This is a genomic window from Xanthomonas sp. LMG 12461, from assembly GCF_009192935.1.
Lineage (GTDB): Bacteria > Pseudomonadota > Gammaproteobacteria > Xanthomonadales > Xanthomonadaceae > Xanthomonas_A > Xanthomonas_A sontii.
This window is the reverse complement of record NZ_NQYT01000053.1, coordinates 1-18846: the sequence shown is the minus strand read 5'-3', so window position 1 is coordinate 18846 and position 18846 is coordinate 1. Positions and strand designations below refer to the sequence as shown.

Here is an 18846-nt window from a genome sequence, read left to right as displayed (position 1 = left end):
TGAAATCCTATATCAGCTACCAGCAAGGTACAGGTAGCCAGGTGAGAATTATAAAACTAGATACTTCTAAAGAAGTTGAAAGCAAATTCAAGCTTGATGCAGAGGAGATCGGGGACCCGCGCGGCTTGAACTGCGCGAGTTCGGTGTCTTCTGTTTTGGATGGCTATTGCGGTGCCATCAGTCATACTTATTTTCCTGGAAAATTGGCTGATATGGTGGAAAATGCAAGAAAAGCGCAGTCTGCTGATGCCTGTCCGGCTGGAGAATCAAAGTGAATAAAAATATCAAATTGATTTTGGTGGGCATTTTTTTATCAGTTTTTAATTTCATTACACTAAAACTTGCATTCCTTGGGCCATTTCGACCATTCATTCGGGATAATTCAATGCAAACAACCTACATGGTGAGTTTTGCGTTGTTTAGTCTGATTCTACCGATTTGCATCGAAAAATTAAAAGGTAAATTTGCAGCTTTTGTGGGTGGAGCGGCTCTTGGGTATTTGGCCAGTTTTATTTCCCTGGTTGTGGCAGTAGTGGAGTCCTCCGGCTACGAGATGCTTTTTGCTACTGCGTCCAGATTTGGATGGATAAATCACGTCTTATTTCACATGTTTATTTCTCTGTTGCTGTGTGGCTGGCTTTTGGGCATAGCTGCAACACTGGTGACCAATAAATTTAGAACCGAAAGACCAATCAAAATATAGACCGTTGTGTCGGACTTCACTGCAAGACTAGCCAGCTAAGAACACTGCAAGCGCCAGCAGCGATACCTTGGCATAAAGCGGCCGCGAGTGTGCAGACGTGCGAACCCCTCATGCGACCGTCTACGCACCGCACGCTGGCGGTTATGCACTGTTTGTTGGCATTCATCATGGTTTGCGTTCAAATCGATGCGACCGCCATCTGCTTCCTATCGTTGGCACTGCTGCATCTTTCCTCTGCGCGCAAACTCATGCGGGCGAAAGAACCGAAAGCTCAAACCGCGTTCCAGGATTCGGCATGCGCGACACGCACTTGATCCCCGTCACTGCGGCGGCGCCGTAAGCTCCCGCGTGCTGAGTCGGCGTGCTGGCCAAGACCACGCTGCGCTACGTGCAACCGGATCAACTGGGTACCCCGCGCGCGGTGACTGGTGTTGCCACGTATGCTGGTGGCGGACTAGCTGCTTGGCAGGTTGGCAGTGTAATGATGTGTGGCTTGGGTGGAATTCAGACGCTTCAATGAAATGGAGATAATTTAAATGTTTAAGCCTTTCGTTCATTTTGCGTTGGCAGGAATTTTTTTTCTTGTCCATTGTGATGCTTGCAATTTCTAGCTATTGGGCTTCCTCAGCCCTGTTTTTGGCGGGAGTTGCAAGTGCTGTTGCAGGATTTAGGCAGCGACGGAAGTCTTAGGTGAAATGAAAATAATGAAAGATGAATTCGAAATGCAGCAAGATCTGCAGACTGATTCGTGGATGTCTGTTGAAGAGTCATTGTTGCAATGCCTCTTGTACTTTGATGAGGTTGTATCTTCTTTCTGTCTTGGTGTTGACTATTTGCACAAAATATTTGATGATCATCCGGGTGCAGCTTGGGAAGTTAAGCAGGAATTTCTATCCGGTAAACCACTCATTGCATGGGAGGGAATTCCAAAGTCAAAACGTGAGGCGATAAAAAAAATAGTCATGGCGGCCGAAGGTGTTCCGGATGCAGCTGTTGATGGGGTTTCGGATTTTAGCCACGCTGCATGGAATGATGTCCGTAATGCGGCTGTTGAATATCAAGCCTTCAATGACTCCTGAGGCGCACAGTATATGGTGCGCGCTGCCAGGGTCTCTATTTTATTTTTCTCGTTAATTATTTATGTTTCAGGATGTGTGAATAATTCTTCAAAATTCTATGCGTTTCATGCTGATGCGGTGGCGAATAATGCTATCGCAAAAGGATGGGTTCCGGATTTTTTGCCGCAGGATGCTACCGATATCTATGAACGGCATAGTGTTGATGCTGGCGGGGTTGCAGTTATCTTTTCTGCGCCTAGTGACAACTTCCTCAAGGGTTTTTCTACACTCGACCATTCGTATTTTTCATCTGCTGAAGAAGCTTTTTCTTTGGTGCCCTCGCCTGCAAAGTATACTCTGGGGGCGAATAGTTATTATTATAGATGTAGCGGAGAGGGGCTCGGTCTGCTGAAGGCGCATGATGGAAAAAAATTCTATTATATTGAGCCGGTTTCTAGTGGGGGGCTTGAAGTTTTATGCAAAGTGCGAACTAGGTTGTAGTGGCTGGATGATTGACCTCTAGCGTTGACACTCTTCTAAGTGCGCGATGAGCTTGATAACGCTCAGACATGCTTCGATGCAATCCTGGCGGAGCAAGCGGCCAAGCCAACTCTGTAACGCCGAGCAGACCGTTTAATCCCATCCAGCTCTGCCGCATGATGTAAGGCTAAGCGCGCACCGTCCCGCGCTTCTTCCCAACGCTGGAGCCTCCCATGCCGCAACGCCGCCACTTCCTGAAAACCGCCGCCTTCGGCGCCCTGGCCGCCGGGTTGGGCGGTGTGCTTCCTGGCGCACGCGCCGCCGTGGCCAAGGCGCAAGCCAAGGCCGGCGTCGGCCCCCTGCCAAAGGGCGCGGCAAGGGTGATCTCCACATGGGACTTCGGTGTCGCCGCGAACCAAGCTGCTTGGCAGATGCTGTCGCGCGGTGGCGCGGCGCTGGATGCGGTGGAGGCCGGGGTGCGGGTGCCGGAGGCGGATCCGGACAATCACACGGTGGGGCTGGGCGGGTATCCCGACCGCGATGGGCGGGTCACGCTGGATGCCTGCATCATGGATCACACCGGCGGCTGCGGGTCGGTCGCGGCGCTGGAGGACATCGTGCATGCGATCTCGGTGGCGCGGCGGGTGATGGAGAAGACGCCGCATGTGATGCTGGTCGGCGATGGCGCGCTGCAGTTCGCGCTGGCGCAGGGGTTCGAGCGCACCAAGCTGCTCACGCCTGAGTCGGAACAGGCGTGGAAGGAGTGGCTGAAGACGTCGCACTACGCGCCCGAGGCCAATATCGAGAACCGTGCCTATCGCCGCGGCGCGCTGCCCGGCGGCAAGGACAATCACGACACCATCGGCATGCTGGCGCTGGATGCGCACGGCAATCTGTCCGGTGCCTGCACCACCAGCGGCATGGCCTGGAAGATGCACGGCCGGGTCGGCGACAGCCCGATCATCGGGGCGGGGCTGTACGTGGACAACGAGGTGGGCGGGGCGACCTCCACCGGCGTCGGCGAGGAAGTGATCCGCAACGTCGGCAGTTTCGCGGTGGTGGAGATGATGCGGCAGGGCAAGAGCCCGGCCGAGGCCTGCCGTGAGGTGGTCATGCGGATCGTGCGGCGCAAGCCGCAACTCACCCGCGATCTGCAGGTGGGGTTCCTGGCGATGAACAAGCGCGGCGAGGTCGGTGCGTTCGCGATCCAGCCCGGTTTCAGTTATGCGGTCTGCGATGCGCAGCGGCAGGATCTGCTGCTGCCTGGGCAGAGTCATTTCGCGGCGCCGGCGGCATGAGCGGGAGCGTGCCGATGGGCTTGGAAGTGGCCGCCGATGCGATCGGCTCGGCGCTGGCCGCGCAGGAGGGCGGGGCGATGCGGGTGGAGTTGTGCGGCGGCCTGGATGGCGGCGGGCTGACGCCGTCGTTCGGCACGCTGGCGGCGGTGCGCGATCGATTGCGCATCCCGCTGTACGTGCTGATCCGTCCGCGGGTCGGCGATTTCGTGTTCGACGCGGCGGAAGTGGAGGCGATGCGGCGCGACGTGGAGCAGTGCGTGCGCCTGGGATGTGACGGCGTGGTGCTCGGCGCGCTGACCATGGACGGCGAGGTGGACACGGCGACGATGCGAGAGCTGATCGCCGCGGCCGGGCCGCTCGGCGTCACCTTCCATCGTGCCTTCGATGTCAGTGCCGATCCGCGGCGTGCGCTGGAGGATGTGATCGCGCTGGGCTGCGAGCGCGTGCTGACCTCCGGTGCGCGCGAGACCGCGGAAGAGGGTGCCGACCTGATCGCCGAGCTGGTGCAGCAGGCCGGTGCGCGCCTGAGCGTGATGCCGGGGTCCGGCGTCACCGAAGCCAACCTGGCGCAGTTGCGTGCGCGCACCGGCGCGCGCGAGTTCCATGGCTCGGCGCGTGGACCGCTGGCGTCGCGGGCGACGTCGCCGCATCCGCATGTGCGCAGCCTGGGCGGCGATCGCATGCAGACCGATGTGGCGCGGGTGCGGCGGATGGTGGCGTTGTTGGAGGAGCCGGGACCGGGGACCGGGGACCCGGGACCCGGAACGCCGCATCCCGCAGCCTGATCTGTCTCTGCTACGGCAGCGCTTTGCTCTTGCTTTCCCGGGTCCCCGGTCCCGCGCCCCGGGTCCCGGGCAAGATTCACCTGCCGCCGGCAGGCGCCGTTGACCCAACTCCCAGCCGCTTCGGATCCAGCACCACATGCTTGATGCGCGTGCGCTTCCAGGTGTAGCTGATGTGCACCTGGCCGTCGCGTGTCTGGATCACCGCGGGGTAGGAGAACTCGTCCTTGGGGCTGTCTTCCAGGGTCAGCACGCGGGTCCAGTGCAGGCCGTCGTCGGATAGGGCGACGGCGAGCACGCCGCGGCCGTCCCACCAGTCCTTGCCGGCCTCGGTCGGGTTGTAGACCAGCAGCGAGCGGCCGTCGGCCAGCACCACGGCGTCGGTGCCGGAATTGGGATTGGCCAGGTCGAGCAGGGTCATCGGTTCCCAGGTGCGGCCCTGGTCGCGCGACCAGGTGCTGAACACGTGGTTCTGCTGGCTGCGTCCCACCGCCTGCAGGCGGCCGTCCTGGTGCAGCAGCACGCTGGGCTGGATCGCACCGATCCTGGCCGGGTCGTTCATCGCCGGGCCGCGGGTCCAGTGCGCGCCGTTGTCGTCGGACCATTCCATGTGCGCCACCCAGCCGGCGTCTTCGCTGCTGCTGGGGCTGAGGATGCGGCCGCCCGGCAGCTGCACCGGCTTGTTCTTGATCGGGCCGAGGATGCCGTCGGGCAGGCGCTCGGGTGTGGACCAGTGGTGGCCGGCGTCGCTGGACGTGGTCTGCATGCCCCACCAGCGCTTCGGGTCCGGACCCACCTTGTAGAACAGCCGCAGCGGCCCTTGCGCAGGCTGGAACAGCACCGGATTCCAGGTCGGCAGCGGTGCGCCCTGCGCCTGCGCGCCGTCGGCGACGCGCTGCGCCGGTTGCCAGCCGTGTGCATCGCGACGCGCCACCCAGATGGCGACGTCGTCGGCGCCCTCGTGGCGGCCGCCGAACCAGGCCGCGAGCAGGCCGTCGCGGGTTTCCACCAGGGTCGAGGCGTGGCACTGCGCGGTCGGCGCCTGTGCGTTGACGAATTCGCTGTAGACGATGGGCGAGGGCGGCACCGGCGGCGGGGCGACGGCGGCCGGGCCGGCGATGGCCCGCACCGCGAACAGCGACAGCAGGGGAAACAGCGAAGGCGACATCATGTGGTACGGTCCTGGCCCGCAAACGGGAATACCTATTTATCATCAAATAAATACCATATGCTGACACCACCGGGAGTGCCGCCTGCCCGACCGACGATTGCGAGGATCCGCCAGGCCGGACCGTCCGCTCTCTCCGCTCCGCCGGCTGGCCGCATTCGGCTTGACCGTGCTGGCCACGCCGCCGCTGCTTGCCGAGAACTTCGCCGGCGCCGCGCTGTTCGAGTACGGCGACGTGCGCTGGGTCGGCAACGCGGCCGGTGTGATCGAGGGCGAGAACTGGAACAACATCGATCGCCACGGCGACCTGCGCTGGCGCTCGATCGAGGTGGACACGCCGCTGCGCAGGCTGCAGTGGTTCTGGCACCCGAACAGCGCCAGACGCTGAAGAGCGTCGACGAGCTGGTGCAGATCTGGGAAGACAGCGTCGGCCGCGGCGGGCAACTGGTGCTGGGCATCGCCCCGGACAAGCGTGGCCTGCCGCCCGAAGCCGACGTCAAGCGGCTGGAGGAAATGGGCCAGGCGCTGCAGGCGCGCTACGGCGCCGATCGCAACCTGGTGCGCGGCCGGCTCAAGAGCGACGACAGCATCGCCGCGGCGGTGGACGGCGACGGCGATACTTTCCGGAGCGCGCCGGACGGCTCGCACCACGCCACCCTGGAACTGCAGTTCAAGCAGCCGGTGACCTTCGACACCGCGCTCTCGATGGAATGGCTCAACGACGGCCAACTGGTGCAGAAGTACGCGGTGGAAGTGTTCCGCGACGGCGCCTGGGTCAAGGTGGCGCAGGCATAGGCGATCGGCCACATGAAGATCGATCACTTCCCCGCGGTCACCGCCTCGCGCGTGCGCCTGAACATCCTGTCCAGCGTCGACGCCGCACATATCCGCGAGTTCCAGTTGTTCAACGTGGGCGCTGTCGCTGCGCGCTGATCCCTGCCTGCGGCATGCAACCGAAGCCGTGCCAGGCGATTCCGGGTGCGGCTTTTTCGTTGGAGTTGTGCGCTGCGTCTTGGCAAGAGCGCCGGCTTGCAGGCGCGATTCCAAAAATCGCTGCGAAGAAGACGGCACGCGCCGCAGGGCAACTCCCCTCTCCCCCGGGAGAGGGGTCGGGGGTGAGGGTACGGCGCGAGCGTAGCCCCTCCTCGCGATTCGTGATCAACAGTCGACGATGCATGCGTCCGCCCCTGACTCTGCAAGGCATGCCCGTGTTTGGCCGGCGCCGTGACGCAAGCGGCAAGAGCGGACCTGGAGCCGGAGCCTTTTGCGACGTCGTCCTCGGTGCTTGGAGCGCGTGTTGTCCGGGCCGAACGCCATAACGTGTGCGCCGGAGCGAGCGGTGGCTACCGCCAGAATGTGGTGTGTTGCCATTGCCCGCATGCAAGGTGCGAGGATTGCCTGGAGCATGTCTACGAATGTGGACAAAACCTGCTGCCTGCTGTGCGGGCTATGCAGGAACTGCGCACTGCAGCCGATCACTGTAGGAGTGCGTTGCAACGTCGAGTGGCACAAGCAAAGCATCTGAGGGGGGCTGGGGGCTGGGGCTGTCGTCGCTATGTCGTGCGCTGCAGCGCAGCCTTGGTCGCCACCGTTTCGGGGCGTTGCCTCCTCGATGGTGCCGGCCCGCTCGGCTTCTACGCTCGTCGTTGCACGTAGCGATACCGGCCTCGGCCGCCTGATCCGATGCGCAGGGCTCACGGCATCGGCCATTCCTCTCTCAGCAGTGAACCATGACAGTTCCCAACGGCGCCAATGCACAGATCACCGAAGCGGCGACGGTGTCCATGCCACCGGCCGCGTCCACCGGCGCCTCTGCCGCGACATCGGCTGCAACAGCGACCGATCGTGGCGAGCTCGGCGACCGGGCCGGCGCGGCAGCCGCCACATCGCCGCCCGTGTCGCCAACGCCGCCATCCATGCTGAAGACGTTCGACGCACACATGCTCGCGCAGCCCGAGGCGGCAGGGCCGGCCTGCGACGCGCTCAACAGCACGATCGTGCGGGGCGTACAGCGCAGCGATGCCGAAACCATGGCCTATGCACCGTCGCAGGTTGAGGTCGGCTCGAACATGCGGATCAGACAGGCGCAGGGCCTGGTCGCGCCATCGGCGGCGGTCTATTTCGACGGCGTCAGCAAGACGGCGCTGGCCAGCCAGAGCGTGCTGCTCAAAAACCTGGCCGAGAACAAGCCGGAGCAGGCCGCCGAGGATGCGCTGGGCGTGCTGGCCACCGACGTGCTGGTCGGTGCCGCCGCGGCGGTCGCAGCCGCTGCTGGCGCGCTGGAGGCCGAGTCCGCCGGCTTGCCCATCGACAAGATCGACCAGAGCATCGCCAAGTAGGCGGACATGGTGCACGGCCGCAAGTCCGCGTCCACCTAGGCCGTTCGCATCACCGGTTTCACCACACGCAGGGGAGCATCATGCAAGCCAACCAAGCATCCGATTTCGCAACGCTGCGCCAGCTCACCGAGAGCTGGTTGCGTCGCCCGCTACTTCCTCTCGAGCAGGAGCAACTGCGGCGCTTCGCGTCAGAATCGTCCGCGCCGCCGGTAGCGCCTGCCGCCGAAACGGCCGGTGCGTCGCCGTCGCTGATCGATGCCGAGCGCGAGCGCGTGAAAGGCTTGATCCAGCAGATGCAGCAGACGATGCAGAACAGCAGAGTCGCGCTGGACGGCGCCACCGCGGCCAGCGAAGCGGCGGTGCTCAAGGCGATCCAGTCGGCCAGTTCGCTAGACCAGCTACCACCGGGCCAGTTACGTCCGCCGCAGAGCGGCGAGGGCGGCAGCAATCACCTGGTGATGGCGCAGATCCCCGATCGCCTGGCCAATCTCGTGCAGGCCGAAGTGCGCGCGTGCTTGGAGCGCGAGTTCGCGGCCCTGGCCCAGCAGATGCAGGCGGTGGTCGAGGCGGCGCGTGCGCAGGGGCTCATCGCGGATGCGCCGGCCGCGGAGCCGGGAGCACCATCGCCGCCTCCCGCTGCCTGAGCCGGGCGTGTGTTTCTCACGCGCATGATGCGCTTTGCGGCGTGGGCCAAGGCCTTGCGCAACGGCGTGCGATGCAAATGGCTGCGTGCCATCAGCGATCCAGCCTGGCGCCACGTCGCGGACGGTAGCTCGTTCGCCGGCCGTACTGGTGGATCGCATTGGATGGCAGCGGATGCCGCGAGGGGATACACCCCGCAGCGGTAGCAATACGCATCGGCCGAGGTCGCGGCGCATCGTGGCCGATGTTCCCTCGTCGCGCGCACATCGCGGCGAGGCTGGCGAGACAAACGCCGCACACGGTTTCACAGGTTCTGCACTGTCCCGTTTTCAGAGATCGTACGGCGTGGGCCGTACCCCAACCCAGGAGCGAACACATGGCATTTCCCACCGCGGTCAACGACCAGATCACCGATGCGGTCACCCAGTCCAACGTCAAGGTCATCGGCGAAGCGCCGGCCTTCGCGATGGCGTCGATCTACCAGAGCATGGCGCACTCGACGGGTATCCTGTTCGGGAACGCTGTCTCCGCGCAGCAGCAACAGAACACCCTGGCGCAGGCAGTGGCCAACCAGGGCGTCATGCGGATCTACAGCCTCGACTCGACCGCCGCCGCCGGCGCCACCGAGAAGGTCGCGCAGACCGGCGTCTCCGACAACCTCACCAGCCTGCTGACCGTACTCAACGCGTTCAAGCAGCCGTAGGCCATGCACGCTAACGCCGTCGCAAGACGGCGGTAGCGATGCGGTCTTCTGCCTGACGAGGACCGTTCTAGGGCCTATCCACAGCAGTCAATAACCAGGTCACCGACGCCGTCACCGTGCCCAATGCCAAGGGCATTGGCGAAGCGCCGTTACAGGCAATGACGTCCGTCGACAAAAGCTTGGCGCATTCGGTAGGCACGCCGTTCGAGAATGCTGTGTCAGCGCCGCTGCTGCCGGCTACGCTGGCGCAGGCGACCTGCCCGGGAGCAGTGCAGACGCCGAGCGCAAGCACGACCGCGGGCTTGGTTGAGAAGATCGCCCAGGCTGGTGTTGCCGACAATCTAGCCAGCTTGCCGGCGGTGCTGCGGGCGTTCAAGGACAAGATGCCGACGCGGGCTTGATGGTCATCGTTGAAGACGTGCTCTGCGACGGCTCAGCGCGACACGTCTTTGTGCTTGAAGGAGCGGCTTCAGCCGCAACGGGCAATCCCGCTCACGCACGTCGCGGCGGCGGCCGCTCCCCAGGACTTGCGGTGTGTTGGCCAGGGTGCCTGTGGGAGTGACCTCAGTCCCGACGCCTTCCAAGGTCGGTAGTCGGGAGACCTCGTTGATCGCTGACGTCTGCAAATAGGCCTCCCTTCGCGATTGAAGCTCACTAGCGTCGCCGGATCTTGCATCTACAGCGGTGTCGCTCTCGATGATCGACGTTCCGCGACGCCACGTCGTGCTTCCTGCCGCGTTGCCGTCGCCTCGTGGTGCGCGCGCCGGTTTTCTTTCGGCGCTTGCCTGAATCAAGTAGCCGTCGCTACACCACGCACGCGCTCCGGGGCGTCGGCCGGCGCGCGCGACAGCTCGCGGGTGCGATACGACTCGCCCCATTCGCGCAGGCTGATCAGCACCGGCGCGAGGGAGTGGCCAAGCGGCGTCAGCGCATATTCGACCTTGGGCGGCACCTGCGGATAGACGTGGCGCACGATGACGCCGTCCTCCTCGAGCTCGCGCAACTGCAGCGTCAGCATGCGCTGCGTGGCGTTGGGAACCAGGCGCGTCAGTTCCATGAAGCGCTTCTTGCCGGAGAGCAGGTGGAACAGGATCACCGGCTTCCACACCCCGCCGATCACCGACAGCGTGACTTCGACCGCGCAGCCGCTCTTGCCATCCAGACGTTTCAGACGCATGGTCGTTGTACCTACAAAATTGATAGTACCTGCGAAAATTGTACGTTCTTGCGATGCAGGAAGTGCGTCCCGACAATGCCTGCAATGCGGTTTCGCTGCAACCGATGCGGCGCTGCCCCTCGCCACTTTCCCCCAAGGATGTCTTGCCCATGAAAGCCATCACCCTGCGCCAGCCCGCTGGCCTCGAGAACCTCCGCCTCGTCGATCTGCCCGATCCCGGCCAGCCGGGCGCCGGCGAACTCCGTGTGCGCGTGCATGCCAGCTCGCTCAACTTCCACGACCTGGGCGTGGTGACCGGCCGCATGCCCAGCGCCGACGGCCGCATCCCGATGTCCGACGGCGCTGGCGTGGTCGAGGCGGTGGGCGAGGGCGTGGACGAGTTCGCCGTGGGCGATGCGGTCGTCTCGACCTTCTTCCCGACCTGGCTGGATGGCGGCCCGACCATCGCCGATTTCGCCACCGTACCCGGCGACGGCGTCGACGGCTATGCGCGCGAATACGTCGTTCGTCCTGCGCACTGGTTCACGCACGCCCCGCGCGGCTACAGCCACGCCGAAGCGGCGACGTTGACGACCGCCGGGCTCACCGCATGGCGCGCACTGGTGGTGGACGCGCACCTGAAGGCCGGCGACACCGTGCTGGTGCTCGGCACCGGCGGCGTGTCGATCTTCGCCCTGCAGTTCGCCAAGCACATGGGCGCCACAGTGATCGCCACCTCGTCGTCCGACGAGAAGCTCGCACGTGCGCAGGCGCTGGGCGCCGATTTCACCATCAACTACCGCCGCGACACCGACTGGGCGGCCAAGGTGCTCGATTACACCAACGGCCGCGGCGTCGACGTGGTGATCGAAGTGGGCGGACCGGACACGCTGGGCCAGTCCATCCGTGCCTGCCGCATCGGCGGCCACATCGCCTTGATCGGCGTGCTGACCGGCATTGCCGGCCAGGTGCCGACCGTGGCGCTGATGCAACGCCACCAGACCCTGCAGGGCCTGATCGTCGGCAGCCGCCGCCACCAGCGCGACATGGTCCGCGCCCTCGACGCGACCGGCATCAAACCGGTGGTCGACCAGACCTTCGCGCTGGAAGACATCGCCGATGCGTTTGCGCATCAGGCGGCGGGGAAGCATTTTGGGAAGCTGTGCCTATCGACCTGAATTGCGTGGATAACGAAGAAGGGATCGGCCCGTTTTTTGGCCATACCGGTCTCTGACAGAATTCATGGTCGATGAACTCAGACCACCTGGCTTACTCGGGCAACCCTTTCCTGTTGCGAAGCGTCGTATGCCAATTGCTGTGCCTGTTGCCGGTCGAAGGCTTGTGCGTGTTGCGACGTCTCGTGCAAGGGGGGAGCCGGCTCGCGGGTATCCAGCGACACCTTGAAGCCTGGTGTGGTCCCGACGACCCATAAGGTATCGCCAGACATGCGTACGCCATCAATCTTGGTGGCGTCCGTGATGCCCTCCTTCTTGCTCAACAGCATGGCGCGGGCGACGTGCTCGTCGGAGATCTCACGCGGGGTCGCCGCTCTGAGCTTGTCGAACATCGTCTGGTCGTTCGACGAAAGGCCGTCGTGTGGCCCCGGTTGCTGATCGCCGTGCGCAGCGTGCCCTGCGCCATTGGCCGTGGTGGCGTTGGGCGTAACAGCCGCCGGCCGTTCCGCATGCGGTGCAGCGTCCGGTGTCCTAGCGGGACCGACCGGCGTCGAGCGTTCGCTCTGGGTCGGCTGTGCCGCGTGCTTGATTTCTTCCGCCGTGGTGACGGCCTTCGGCACCATTCTGCTATTGGAAAAGAGTCCTTTCTGACCATCGTCCATCATTGTGACGATGGCGCTGTTCGGCCCTGGCCGTCCTGTGCTCTGATCGGGTTGCAGCGTGAGGGAGTAGGGACGCCCATCTCTGTCGAGTCCGGCCTGTGCGTGCGTGCGAGCGACTGCCGCGGTGGCTGCATCAATGTCGGCCTCGGTACGCGCAATCCCAGCGTTGGCGTAGGCATGCGCCACCAGGCCACGCATCGGGGTCGATTGCGGTAGCGTCGGATGCGCAAGGGCCTCGTTTGCCAGGACCGCGTATTGCTGCAATCCGGCTTGCTGGCTCCAATACACCTCGTTCAATTCGTCGCGCACAGTGCCGCTGGCCTGATTGGTGCCGTAGATCATCCCCGGTGTCATCCATTCACCGTTCGCGTTGCGCGTATACGTATGGCCGTCGGAGGCGGCGAGCGATTCGGTCTGGGTACTCGCATTCTGGACGGCGACAGGCACTTCCCCATGCCGGTTCCAGCCGAACTGGTTATACGCGATCTGGTACCGGCCCGCGATCGCGGCAGGCGTATTGGCGGCATTCTGCGCGATGATCAGCTTCGCTGCGTGATCCAGCTCAGCGGCTCGCTGCGGAGAGGCCGTCTCCACATGGCTGGCCGTCATGCCATGCTCAAGGTACTGATCGACCACGGTACGCGACCACGCATGGGTGTGGGCGTCGCGCACCCAGTTTCCTTCGCCATCCGCGCTGCGCGTGTCGCCCTTGCCAGGTGCAACGGAGTAGGGATTCTGCGCGGCGGACAGATTTGCCAGCCCCAGTTCATAGGACGCGTTGGCGGACTTGTAGTTCAGTTCGTTCGCCAGCATGTCTCCAGCGACATAGCGAACCTTGCCGTAGGTCGGTGTCGTGCGGCCTGCGCCGATCTGGGTTTCCGCAGTGATCTGTTGCGCTTCGGCGACGCGCGTCCACGTGCCTTTCGGATCTTTTGGGTCGCGGCTCCACGTGTTCCCGTCTCGATCCTGTTGCGTGAAAACACGTTCGAGGTCCTTTTGCTGCGCCCATTTTTCCCCAAGAAACGCGCCACCGATGCCTCCTACGACGCCGCCGACGCCGGAGGTGACAAGTGCGCCTGGACCAGTCGCCGCGCCGCCCGCCAGGCCATATCCGGCACCTGCCACGAAACCCAGTGCGATGCCCCCCCAATGCCACCGACATTGCGACCGATGAAATGGGTCTTGGCCGACTCGGCGCCTATGGTGTTGCCCTGCGCTTCCAGCTTCACCACCTGATGGCCAGTGATAGCGAAGTCGTAGGCCACTGCCGCAACTGCGACCGCGGTTGCACCTTTCGGTAGCACGCCTGGCGAAAGACCGCGAGAGGCGCCGACCGCCTCTGCGGCAACGGCGGCCTCTCCGACTGAGGCCGCGGGAGCTGCCCCGAGTCCCAACGGTGCGCGGGCCAGACCGGCGGCGCTGAGTTCGGCAGCGGCCAGGAACTTGGCAGCATCTGCCCCAAGCGTAGCGGCTGCTTCTCGCGAAATCGCGACCTTCGTGACTTTCGGTCCGGCGCCATCGGGTGCGACGAAGATGCCCTTGGGCGCGGCTTCAATGAACTGCGCCTGCACCATGGGCAGCACATCGGTAGCGCCCTGGCGCGCGTATATGGGCTTCAGCGCAGCGGTCGGCTGCCCGCCCAATGTCCTGACATTGGGATTGTCCAGCACCGTCGGCAATTCCACCTTGCCGAAGACGCGCTCCACGTTGGCATCGGTTGCGATCAGCTTGATGTCGCCCCGCAGCGAGGCAGCGAACTCCTGCGATGCTTCCCCCCATAGGCAACCTTCGAGGGAGGTAGCGCTTCGCGCAGCAGCCTTGGCGTCGCCGTAAAGGAAGTGGCCCGCAGCTTTTTCCGCGTCGGCCAGGCTTTGTCCCTGAGAGACGAAGATGCGTTCGGCAGTGGCCCGCACGGCCGCTTCAACCTGTTTGTTGCCAAGGAACTGCGCCCTGGGGGTACTGTTGATGATCGGTTCACCGGTCTTGCCCGCCAGTTCGAGGGCGATCGTTTTGGACGATACATTGCCGATATCCCGGCTATAGAGGATGCCGCCATCGCCGGAGGCTTTGGCCGAATACTGGCGCGCCAGGGCCTGGACTTCATCAAGCGAGGTCGCGCGCTTTATCTGATCGATTTGCTTGGCGTAGTCGTCGCTCATGACGCACGCTCCGCATCGGTCAGGATCCAGCCATCCCTGAAAAGAACCTTGCGCATGAAGTGCGCATTGGGATACTCGGTCAGGAGCGACGGACGGTCGTTGAACTGCATGCCTGCTTCGATCAAGCGCACTGCCAGCGTCTGAATCCTGCCGACTTCCGGGAAACTGAAGACGCGACAGGTTCCCGGCATGTGCATGCCGACGTCGCCATCGCGGCCATAGCCGAACGAGACGATTTCGATGTTGTAGTCGTTGCCGTCGGGCAGGAAGGCTCTTTGGATCTCGCCGAAGTATTCGGCGTCGCCGACCTCTACCGCGAACGTCTCATGACGCTGCTCGTCGACGATGCCGCGTACGCCACCGGAGAATCGGGCGCGGCCTTCGGGAAACTGCAGCCAGTCGAAAGTGGGGTGCTGGTGCAGGTCCATGTCTGTCGCTCCTTCGGGATGTCGGGCACGATCATGGCCCTCGCGCTGGAGTTTTACGCTGGGATGCGGAGTGGAGCAACTGTAGTGGAGGAGAGTAAAACCAGGGTCAGAGTGCACTTCCCCTGCACGGACTCTGGACGTTGCCCGGTGGGGAGACTTGTGCGGATGTACTGACTATCCCGGGGGGGATTCATTTCGCCGGCGGCAGTGAAGGGGTACCTGCTGACCAAGTTGGCCGGCTTCGAGCACGAAGTCTTCGCGGTGTTGTTCACGGATACAAAGCGTCGTCTGATCGACTACGTGGAGATGCTCCACGGCACGGTCGACGCCGCCGACGTGCATCCGCGCGAGGTGGTGAAGCAGGCGCTACGGCTCAATGCGGCCGGGGTCATCGTTTCCCACAACCATCCGAGCGGAGGGCACCGAGCCGAGCGCGGCCGATAAGGCGATGACCTCACGGCGTCGCCTGGCGCTGGTGGACATTCGCACGCTGGATCACGTCATCGTCGCAGGCGCCGTCGCCATGTCGTTCGCAGCGCACGGTTTGCTTTGACGTTGGGGGCTTCGGCCCCCTTTTTGCTACGCCTGCTGGTGCATCACGCCAGCCGCCGCGGTGATGGCGACATAGGGCTGACGCTGCCAGCGGGGATCGGTGCAATGCTCAGCGCCCGGCGCTGTCCTCCAGAGCGGACGCTCATGCAGGAATCTGCATGGATGGGTGGAAGAAGATCACCAACGCGGCGCAGGGGTTGCTGACCGCCAGCGTCTACTGCTGCAGGGGCGTAGGGCGTGGAGTAGGTCACGCCGTGGTAGCCGCGACGCAACCTCGAAGACCGATGGTTGCCTGGCATGTCGGTAACAACGTCAGCAGGCATGGAGGTAGCATGGCCGGGCCCCACTCTCGGGGCAGCAATGAATCCGCAACCCAGCGCCTCTCTTTTGTTCACAGCGGCCATCGTCTGCCGCAGCAGTCGCTGCGGTGGCGATGGCATTGCCATAAAATATTAATAAAATTCAGATAGTTGTAGCTTGGTTTGGCCCAGGGCCCTCTTGGGTGGATTTCTTCAAGTTGTGGTCAGGCACAGTTCCGGTAAAGTAATGCGGCGCGAGCCTCGCTCTTGAGCCTTCATGGCTGATATGCAGATGCTCAAGCGCTATCCCCACCTTCGCGCGGAAGAGCTGGTACAGCACTCCACCCGTTTCTCGGACCTCGCCGTCTGCTTCTACAAACCGACTGTAAGCCACCCGCCATGCCGAGAACCACGCATTGCCTGTCCCAGCCGACGCCACAGCAATCGGCGCCGGCGCTGTCTCGTTGAGCCACGCTTATCGCAAGTCGCCCGAAAACAAGCACGTCATTTCAGCAACCAGGGAGGTTCATCATGAAACTACGCGCCATTTCCGCCACTCTCGCACTGGCTGCGGCTTTAGGCCTCGGCATCAGCGCCCCAGCTCGCGCACAGACGCCTGATTCTTGCTCGGTCTTTCTTTGCATGGCCAGCGTGTCCGGGTTCGGCGCTCCGAGTCCGCAATGTACGGCACCAATCGCAGCCTTCCACGCCATCCAGATATGGGACCCGAAGTTTGACGCGCCGGCCACGGCGGCGGCACGCCGGACATTTCTGATGACATGTCCAGGCGCGACCGTACCGAATCAACACATCTTGGAAGCCATCATTAGGGAGTGGGGCTACAAATTTTGACAGGTGTCGCCCGCTGATCCAGAAAGCGACTGCGTCTGGGACTTTTCGGGGATATCGCCAGGCCCCTGTTCGCCATGCTCATCGCGCACTGCTCGTGGACCGGCCAGCCTTTCGTAGACATCCAGTTGCCATAATTGATGGCAATGTCCGGGGTGTTTATGGGCGGCAGCAACCAATACACGGATGAGTTCCGTGCCAAAGCGGTGAGATAGGTAATCGGGCGTGGCTTCACGGTGGAGGAAGTCGCGTCCCGGGTCCAAGCACGTGTTGTATCGCTGGTGCAGGCAGCCGAGAAGACGGATGGTGGGCTGTCGCCGGGCAGAGCCGGTCGGTAGTGATCCTTGTCACTTTTTGGGCACGATGAGCCAGGTGTCGCCGCCAGAGGTGTTTTGTAGGCGGACGGTCACATCGTCTGCTTCGTAGGCCAGAAGGGTATCTGCCGGTGTCGGTGAGGCGACTGGCAGAATCACCGTGCGGTCGGCATCGGCACCGATGGGCAGGACCCGGCGCGTGTTCTCGACCCAGCCTATGGCGGTGTGCGCTTGGTCGGTCGGGTCGTTGATTTGCAGATAGCTGATGCCCTCCTGCTGAAAGACATACACCCGCGCGGTACTGAGCTGGGATAGATCGCGAGCCTGTGGGTACCTCGACCCAAGCCGGTACTCGCCGAGGCAAGGATATGGCCGATATCCGGGCAGCGCGCCGACGCGCTGCCCGTGAGCAGCGTCAGTGCGGCGGCCAGCTTGATTGCAATGTGGTGGTGACGCATCACGTGTCCTTCCCCCTGGGGGTGGGCGTCTGCATCTCAGGCTCGGCCAAGGGGCGTGATCCCCATCAGGCGGGTGTTGACAAGCGGACTGCGCAAGCGTGGTCGGAAACTACCGCGTTGAGGGGTCAGACTTTTCCTACAGCCCGCTGTAGGGCCACGCATGGAAGGCGTTCGGCGAAGCCGGCCACGCCCGCCTGAATGAGGGGAGGTGGAAATTCAACCACACCTATGTCAGAGTTTGCCCCAACCTGCCCCAACTGCGCATAAGGACCATGGCCGCAGCAGGACCAGAACCTGCATCGATCCCTCAGCCCAGGTGGTGGGCAAATCCGCAGTCGTCAGCAAGAAATTGCTCTTGCGGCTGCCGGGCAGTGCTTCGCCCCCGTCCAAGCCCTTCTGCTCAGCCTCGCCCCGCTGGCGTCCTCGCTCTGTAGGACTGCCTCCTGATCCCGATCCACCGGTTTTGCTTCTGACCCGACGAGACCTGCCGTGAATACAGCATTTCGCCAACGCCGCTCCCTCATCCCGCTCTCGCCGTGGTTCGCGGCACTGCTGCTTGCCGGTGGACTCTGCGCCGGCCAGGCCAACGCACAGGTGATCGTCAATGATCCGGAGTCGATGTACAAAGCGATGGCGGAGTACGCGGAGACCGCGAAACGCTGGCAGGAAACGATCAGCCAGTACCAGAAGCAGTTGGAGCACTACCAGCAGCAGCTCATCAAGCTCCAGCGGCTGCAACTGGGCGAGTCCACCATGCAGGACAACTTCGCCGAGCGGCCCCAGGACTACGGCCTGGAAGACAGTTGCCCGGGCGCCGCCAAGAGCGGCCTCTCGGGACTGCTCAACCAGTTCAAGGCCCTGGCGCCGAACATGAGCGGTGACGCGGTGGGGGAGCAGACCAAGGTGTGCGCGCGCATCGTGATGGCGCAGAACGCCCAGTACAACGAGACCGTGCGCATGCTCAAGCGACTGATCGAGCGCAACCAGCAGTTCAAGCAACAGATCGAGGCCCAGCGCGACAGCGTCGGGTCGAGCCAAGGCGCGCTGGCCGCCAACGATAACGAAGTCCGCCGCTTCGCGGCGCAGAATGCCATGGACCTGGACTACTGGAATGCGCAGATGAAGGCTTACGACTCCTACATCGTGGCGCTCAAGGACGACCAGTCGCGGCTCGCGCGGCGCGCCCTGAATGGCAACAAGGACGACCTGCTGGGGCAGGTCGTGCAGGCCGGCGTGCTGGCTGGCGCGCTGCAGAACTGACCGCGTAGCAGCCCACATTCATCACCAGACACCGGATAGACAGGCAGCATGAACGGACTTTTCGACACTGCGACGCACTGGGTGCAGCCGCTGGCGGACGCCAACCTGGGCGACTTCCTGTTCTTCAGATTGGTGAACAACTACTTCACCAACGAGATCGCGACCTTCGGTCTGGAGTTGACGCGGCGTGCGATGAACTGGGTGAGTGTGATTGCGCTGACGGCGACGATGTTCTGGGTGCTGATCCAGGGCTATCGCATCGCCACCGGGCAGTCGCGCGAATCGGCGATGGCGACGATGGTCAAGGCGGCCAAGGTCGCGGTGATCCTGATGATTGCCTCCACCGTCGGCGCCAACGGCG

Annotated in this window: 19 protein-coding genes and 3 pseudogenes; 16 read left to right on the top strand and 6 right to left on the bottom strand. The window is 63.2% G+C overall.

All coding sequences use genetic code 11. The annotated features are described in order from the left end of the window. Nucleotides 1–271 precede the first annotated feature (271 nt). The 5 genes from CEK68_RS14090 (at nt 272) to CEK68_RS14070 (ending at nt 4324) form a co-directional block, all read left to right on the top strand. Nucleotides 272–703 carry a hypothetical protein gene (locus CEK68_RS14090; RefSeq protein ID WP_152239743.1) on the top strand — a complete coding sequence of 144 codons (432 nt, stop codon included), beginning with the start codon at nt 272–274 and terminating at the stop codon, nt 701–703. Nucleotides 704–1407: 704 nt separating this feature from the next. Beyond that, the gene (locus tag CEK68_RS14085; protein ID WP_152239742.1) at nt 1408–1782 is read left to right on the top strand and encodes a hypothetical protein; all 375 of its coding nucleotides are present in this window, start codon (nt 1408–1410) and stop codon (nt 1780–1782) included. A gap of 12 nt (nt 1783–1794) precedes the next feature. Next, the gene (locus CEK68_RS14080; protein ID WP_152239741.1) at nt 1795–2262 is read left to right on the top strand and encodes a hypothetical protein; all 468 of its coding nucleotides are present in this window, start codon (nt 1795–1797) and stop codon (nt 2260–2262) included. A gap of 212 nt (nt 2263–2474) precedes the next feature. After that, nucleotides 2475–3539, top strand: a complete 1065-nt coding sequence (locus CEK68_RS14075; RefSeq protein WP_152239740.1) for a N(4)-(beta-N-acetylglucosaminyl)-L-asparaginase — start codon at nt 2475–2477, stop codon at nt 3537–3539. Between the two features lie 14 nt (nt 3540–3553). Next, on the top strand, nt 3554–4324 hold the full coding sequence (locus tag CEK68_RS14070; RefSeq protein ID WP_152239751.1) for a copper homeostasis protein CutC: 771 nt from the start codon (nt 3554–3556) through the stop codon (nt 4322–4324). Between the two features lie 76 nt (nt 4325–4400). Here the strand turns inward: CEK68_RS14070 and CEK68_RS14065 are convergent, their stop codons facing one another. Further along, nucleotides 4401–5492 (bottom strand): sialidase family protein, encoded by a 1092-nt coding sequence (locus CEK68_RS14065; RefSeq protein WP_152239739.1) that lies wholly within the window; start codon nt 5490–5492, stop codon nt 4401–4403. A gap of 160 nt (nt 5493–5652) precedes the next feature. Between CEK68_RS14065 and CEK68_RS21280 the strand changes: the two genes are divergently transcribed. The 7 genes and pseudogenes from CEK68_RS21280 to CEK68_RS14040 all read left to right on the top strand — a co-directional run. Further along, a complete protein-coding gene (locus CEK68_RS21280) occupies nt 5653–5877 on the top strand; it encodes a hypothetical protein (RefSeq protein WP_226977886.1) in 225 nt (74 codons plus the stop codon). Next, entirely contained in the window at nt 5844–6284 is a 441-nt protein-coding gene (locus tag CEK68_RS21275; protein WP_226977885.1) for an alpha-L-fucosidase, read from the top strand. Before CEK68_RS21280 ends, CEK68_RS21275 begins: the two co-directional genes overlap by 34 nt. A gap of 12 nt (nt 6285–6296) precedes the next feature. Further along, on the top strand, nt 6297–6422 hold the full coding sequence (locus CEK68_RS21410; RefSeq protein ID WP_255424780.1) for a hypothetical protein: 126 nt from the start codon (nt 6297–6299) through the stop codon (nt 6420–6422). Nucleotides 6423–7219: 797 nt separating this feature from the next. Continuing rightward, nucleotides 7220–7828: a hypothetical protein gene (locus CEK68_RS14055; protein WP_226977884.1), complete on the top strand. Its 609-nt coding sequence runs from the start codon at nt 7220–7222 to the stop codon at nt 7826–7828. Between the two features lie 80 nt (nt 7829–7908). Next, on the top strand, nt 7909–8472 hold the full coding sequence (locus CEK68_RS14050; RefSeq protein ID WP_152239738.1) for a hypothetical protein: 564 nt from the start codon (nt 7909–7911) through the stop codon (nt 8470–8472). Nucleotides 8473–8846: 374 nt separating this feature from the next. Beyond that, complete coding sequence (locus tag CEK68_RS14045; RefSeq protein ID WP_017915251.1) at nt 8847–9173, top strand: RebB family R body protein; 327 nt, start codon at nt 8847–8849, stop codon at nt 9171–9173. Nucleotides 9174–9253: 80 nt separating this feature from the next. Then, nucleotides 9254–9574: pseudogene (locus tag CEK68_RS14040) on the top strand (RebB family R body protein); the annotation flags it as partial. A gap of 389 nt (nt 9575–9963) precedes the next feature. Here CEK68_RS14040 and CEK68_RS14035 read toward each other — a convergent pair. Then, nucleotides 9964–10350, bottom strand: coding sequence for a helix-turn-helix domain-containing protein (locus CEK68_RS14035; RefSeq protein ID WP_152239736.1), 387 nt, complete (start codon nt 10348–10350; stop codon nt 9964–9966). Nucleotides 10351–10499: 149 nt separating this feature from the next. Between CEK68_RS14035 and CEK68_RS14030 the strand changes: the two genes are divergently transcribed. Beyond that, nucleotides 10500–11507, top strand: coding sequence for an NAD(P)-dependent alcohol dehydrogenase (locus CEK68_RS14030; protein ID WP_152239735.1), 1008 nt, complete (start codon nt 10500–10502; stop codon nt 11505–11507). Between the two features lie 77 nt (nt 11508–11584). Here the strand turns inward: CEK68_RS14030 and CEK68_RS14025 are convergent, their stop codons facing one another. From CEK68_RS14025 to CEK68_RS14015, 3 genes are read right to left on the bottom strand one after another with little or no spacing between them, the layout of a single operon-like run. After that, entirely contained in the window at nt 11585–13291 is a 1707-nt protein-coding gene (locus CEK68_RS14025; RefSeq protein WP_152239734.1) for a hypothetical protein, read from the bottom strand. Continuing rightward, a complete protein-coding gene (locus CEK68_RS14020; protein ID WP_152239733.1) occupies nt 13207–14325 on the bottom strand; it encodes a hypothetical protein in 1119 nt (372 codons plus the stop codon). Before CEK68_RS14020 ends, CEK68_RS14025 begins: the two co-directional genes overlap by 85 nt. After that, nucleotides 14322–14753 (bottom strand): hypothetical protein, encoded by a 432-nt coding sequence (locus CEK68_RS14015; RefSeq protein ID WP_152239732.1) that lies wholly within the window; start codon nt 14751–14753, stop codon nt 14322–14324. Before CEK68_RS14015 ends, CEK68_RS14020 begins: the two co-directional genes overlap by 4 nt. Before the next feature lie 174 nt (nt 14754–14927). Between CEK68_RS14015 and CEK68_RS14010 the strand changes: the two are divergent. Then, nucleotides 14928–15306 (top strand): annotated as a pseudogene (locus CEK68_RS14010) (JAB domain-containing protein); the annotation flags it as partial. A gap of 1494 nt (nt 15307–16800) precedes the next feature. On the opposite strand, the gene CEK68_RS13995 reads toward CEK68_RS14010, so the two are convergent. After that, complete coding sequence (locus CEK68_RS13995) at nt 16801–17058, bottom strand: hypothetical protein (RefSeq protein WP_017914920.1); 258 nt, start codon at nt 17056–17058, stop codon at nt 16801–16803. A gap of 785 nt (nt 17059–17843) precedes the next feature. Here CEK68_RS13995 and CEK68_RS13990 point away from each other — a divergent pair. Next, nucleotides 17844–18485 (top strand): hypothetical protein, encoded by a 642-nt coding sequence (locus CEK68_RS13990; RefSeq protein WP_152239749.1) that lies wholly within the window; start codon nt 17844–17846, stop codon nt 18483–18485. A gap of 48 nt (nt 18486–18533) precedes the next feature. After that, nucleotides 18534–18846, top strand: a pseudogene (locus CEK68_RS13985) (Type IV secretion system protein virB6); the annotation flags it as partial.

Coding starts and splice junctions, on each gene's coding strand:
- CEK68_RS14085 (WP_152239742.1), top strand. CDS start 1,408: ATGAAAGATGAATTCGAAATGCAGCAAGATCTGCAGACTGATTCGTGG.
- CEK68_RS14080 (WP_152239741.1), top strand. CDS start 1,795: ATGGTGCGCGCTGCCAGGGTCTCTATTTTATTTTTCTCGTTAATTATT.
- CEK68_RS14075 (WP_152239740.1), top strand. CDS start 2,475: ATGCCGCAACGCCGCCACTTCCTGAAAACCGCCGCCTTCGGCGCCCTG.
- CEK68_RS14070 (WP_152239751.1), top strand. CDS start 3,554: ATGGGCTTGGAAGTGGCCGCCGATGCGATCGGCTCGGCGCTGGCCGCG.
- CEK68_RS14065 (WP_152239739.1), bottom strand. CDS start 5,492: ATGATGTCGCCTTCGCTGTTTCCCCTGCTGTCGCTGTTCGCGGTGCGG.
- CEK68_RS21410 (WP_255424780.1), top strand. CDS start 6,297: ATGAAGATCGATCACTTCCCCGCGGTCACCGCCTCGCGCGTGCGCCTG.
- CEK68_RS14055 (WP_226977884.1), top strand. CDS start 7,220: ATGACAGTTCCCAACGGCGCCAATGCACAGATCACCGAAGCGGCGACG.
- CEK68_RS14050 (WP_152239738.1), top strand. CDS start 7,909: ATGCAAGCCAACCAAGCATCCGATTTCGCAACGCTGCGCCAGCTCACC.
- CEK68_RS14045 (WP_017915251.1), top strand. CDS start 8,847: ATGGCATTTCCCACCGCGGTCAACGACCAGATCACCGATGCGGTCACC.
- CEK68_RS14035 (WP_152239736.1), bottom strand. CDS start 10,350: ATGCGTCTGAAACGTCTGGATGGCAAGAGCGGCTGCGCGGTCGAAGTC.
- CEK68_RS14030 (WP_152239735.1), top strand. CDS start 10,500: ATGAAAGCCATCACCCTGCGCCAGCCCGCTGGCCTCGAGAACCTCCGC.
- CEK68_RS14020 (WP_152239733.1), bottom strand. CDS start 14,325: ATGAGCGACGACTACGCCAAGCAAATCGATCAGATAAAGCGCGCGACC.
- CEK68_RS14015 (WP_152239732.1), bottom strand. CDS start 14,753: ATGGACCTGCACCAGCACCCCACTTTCGACTGGCTGCAGTTTCCCGAA.
- CEK68_RS13990 (WP_152239749.1), top strand. CDS start 17,844: ATGTACAAAGCGATGGCGGAGTACGCGGAGACCGCGAAACGCTGGCAG.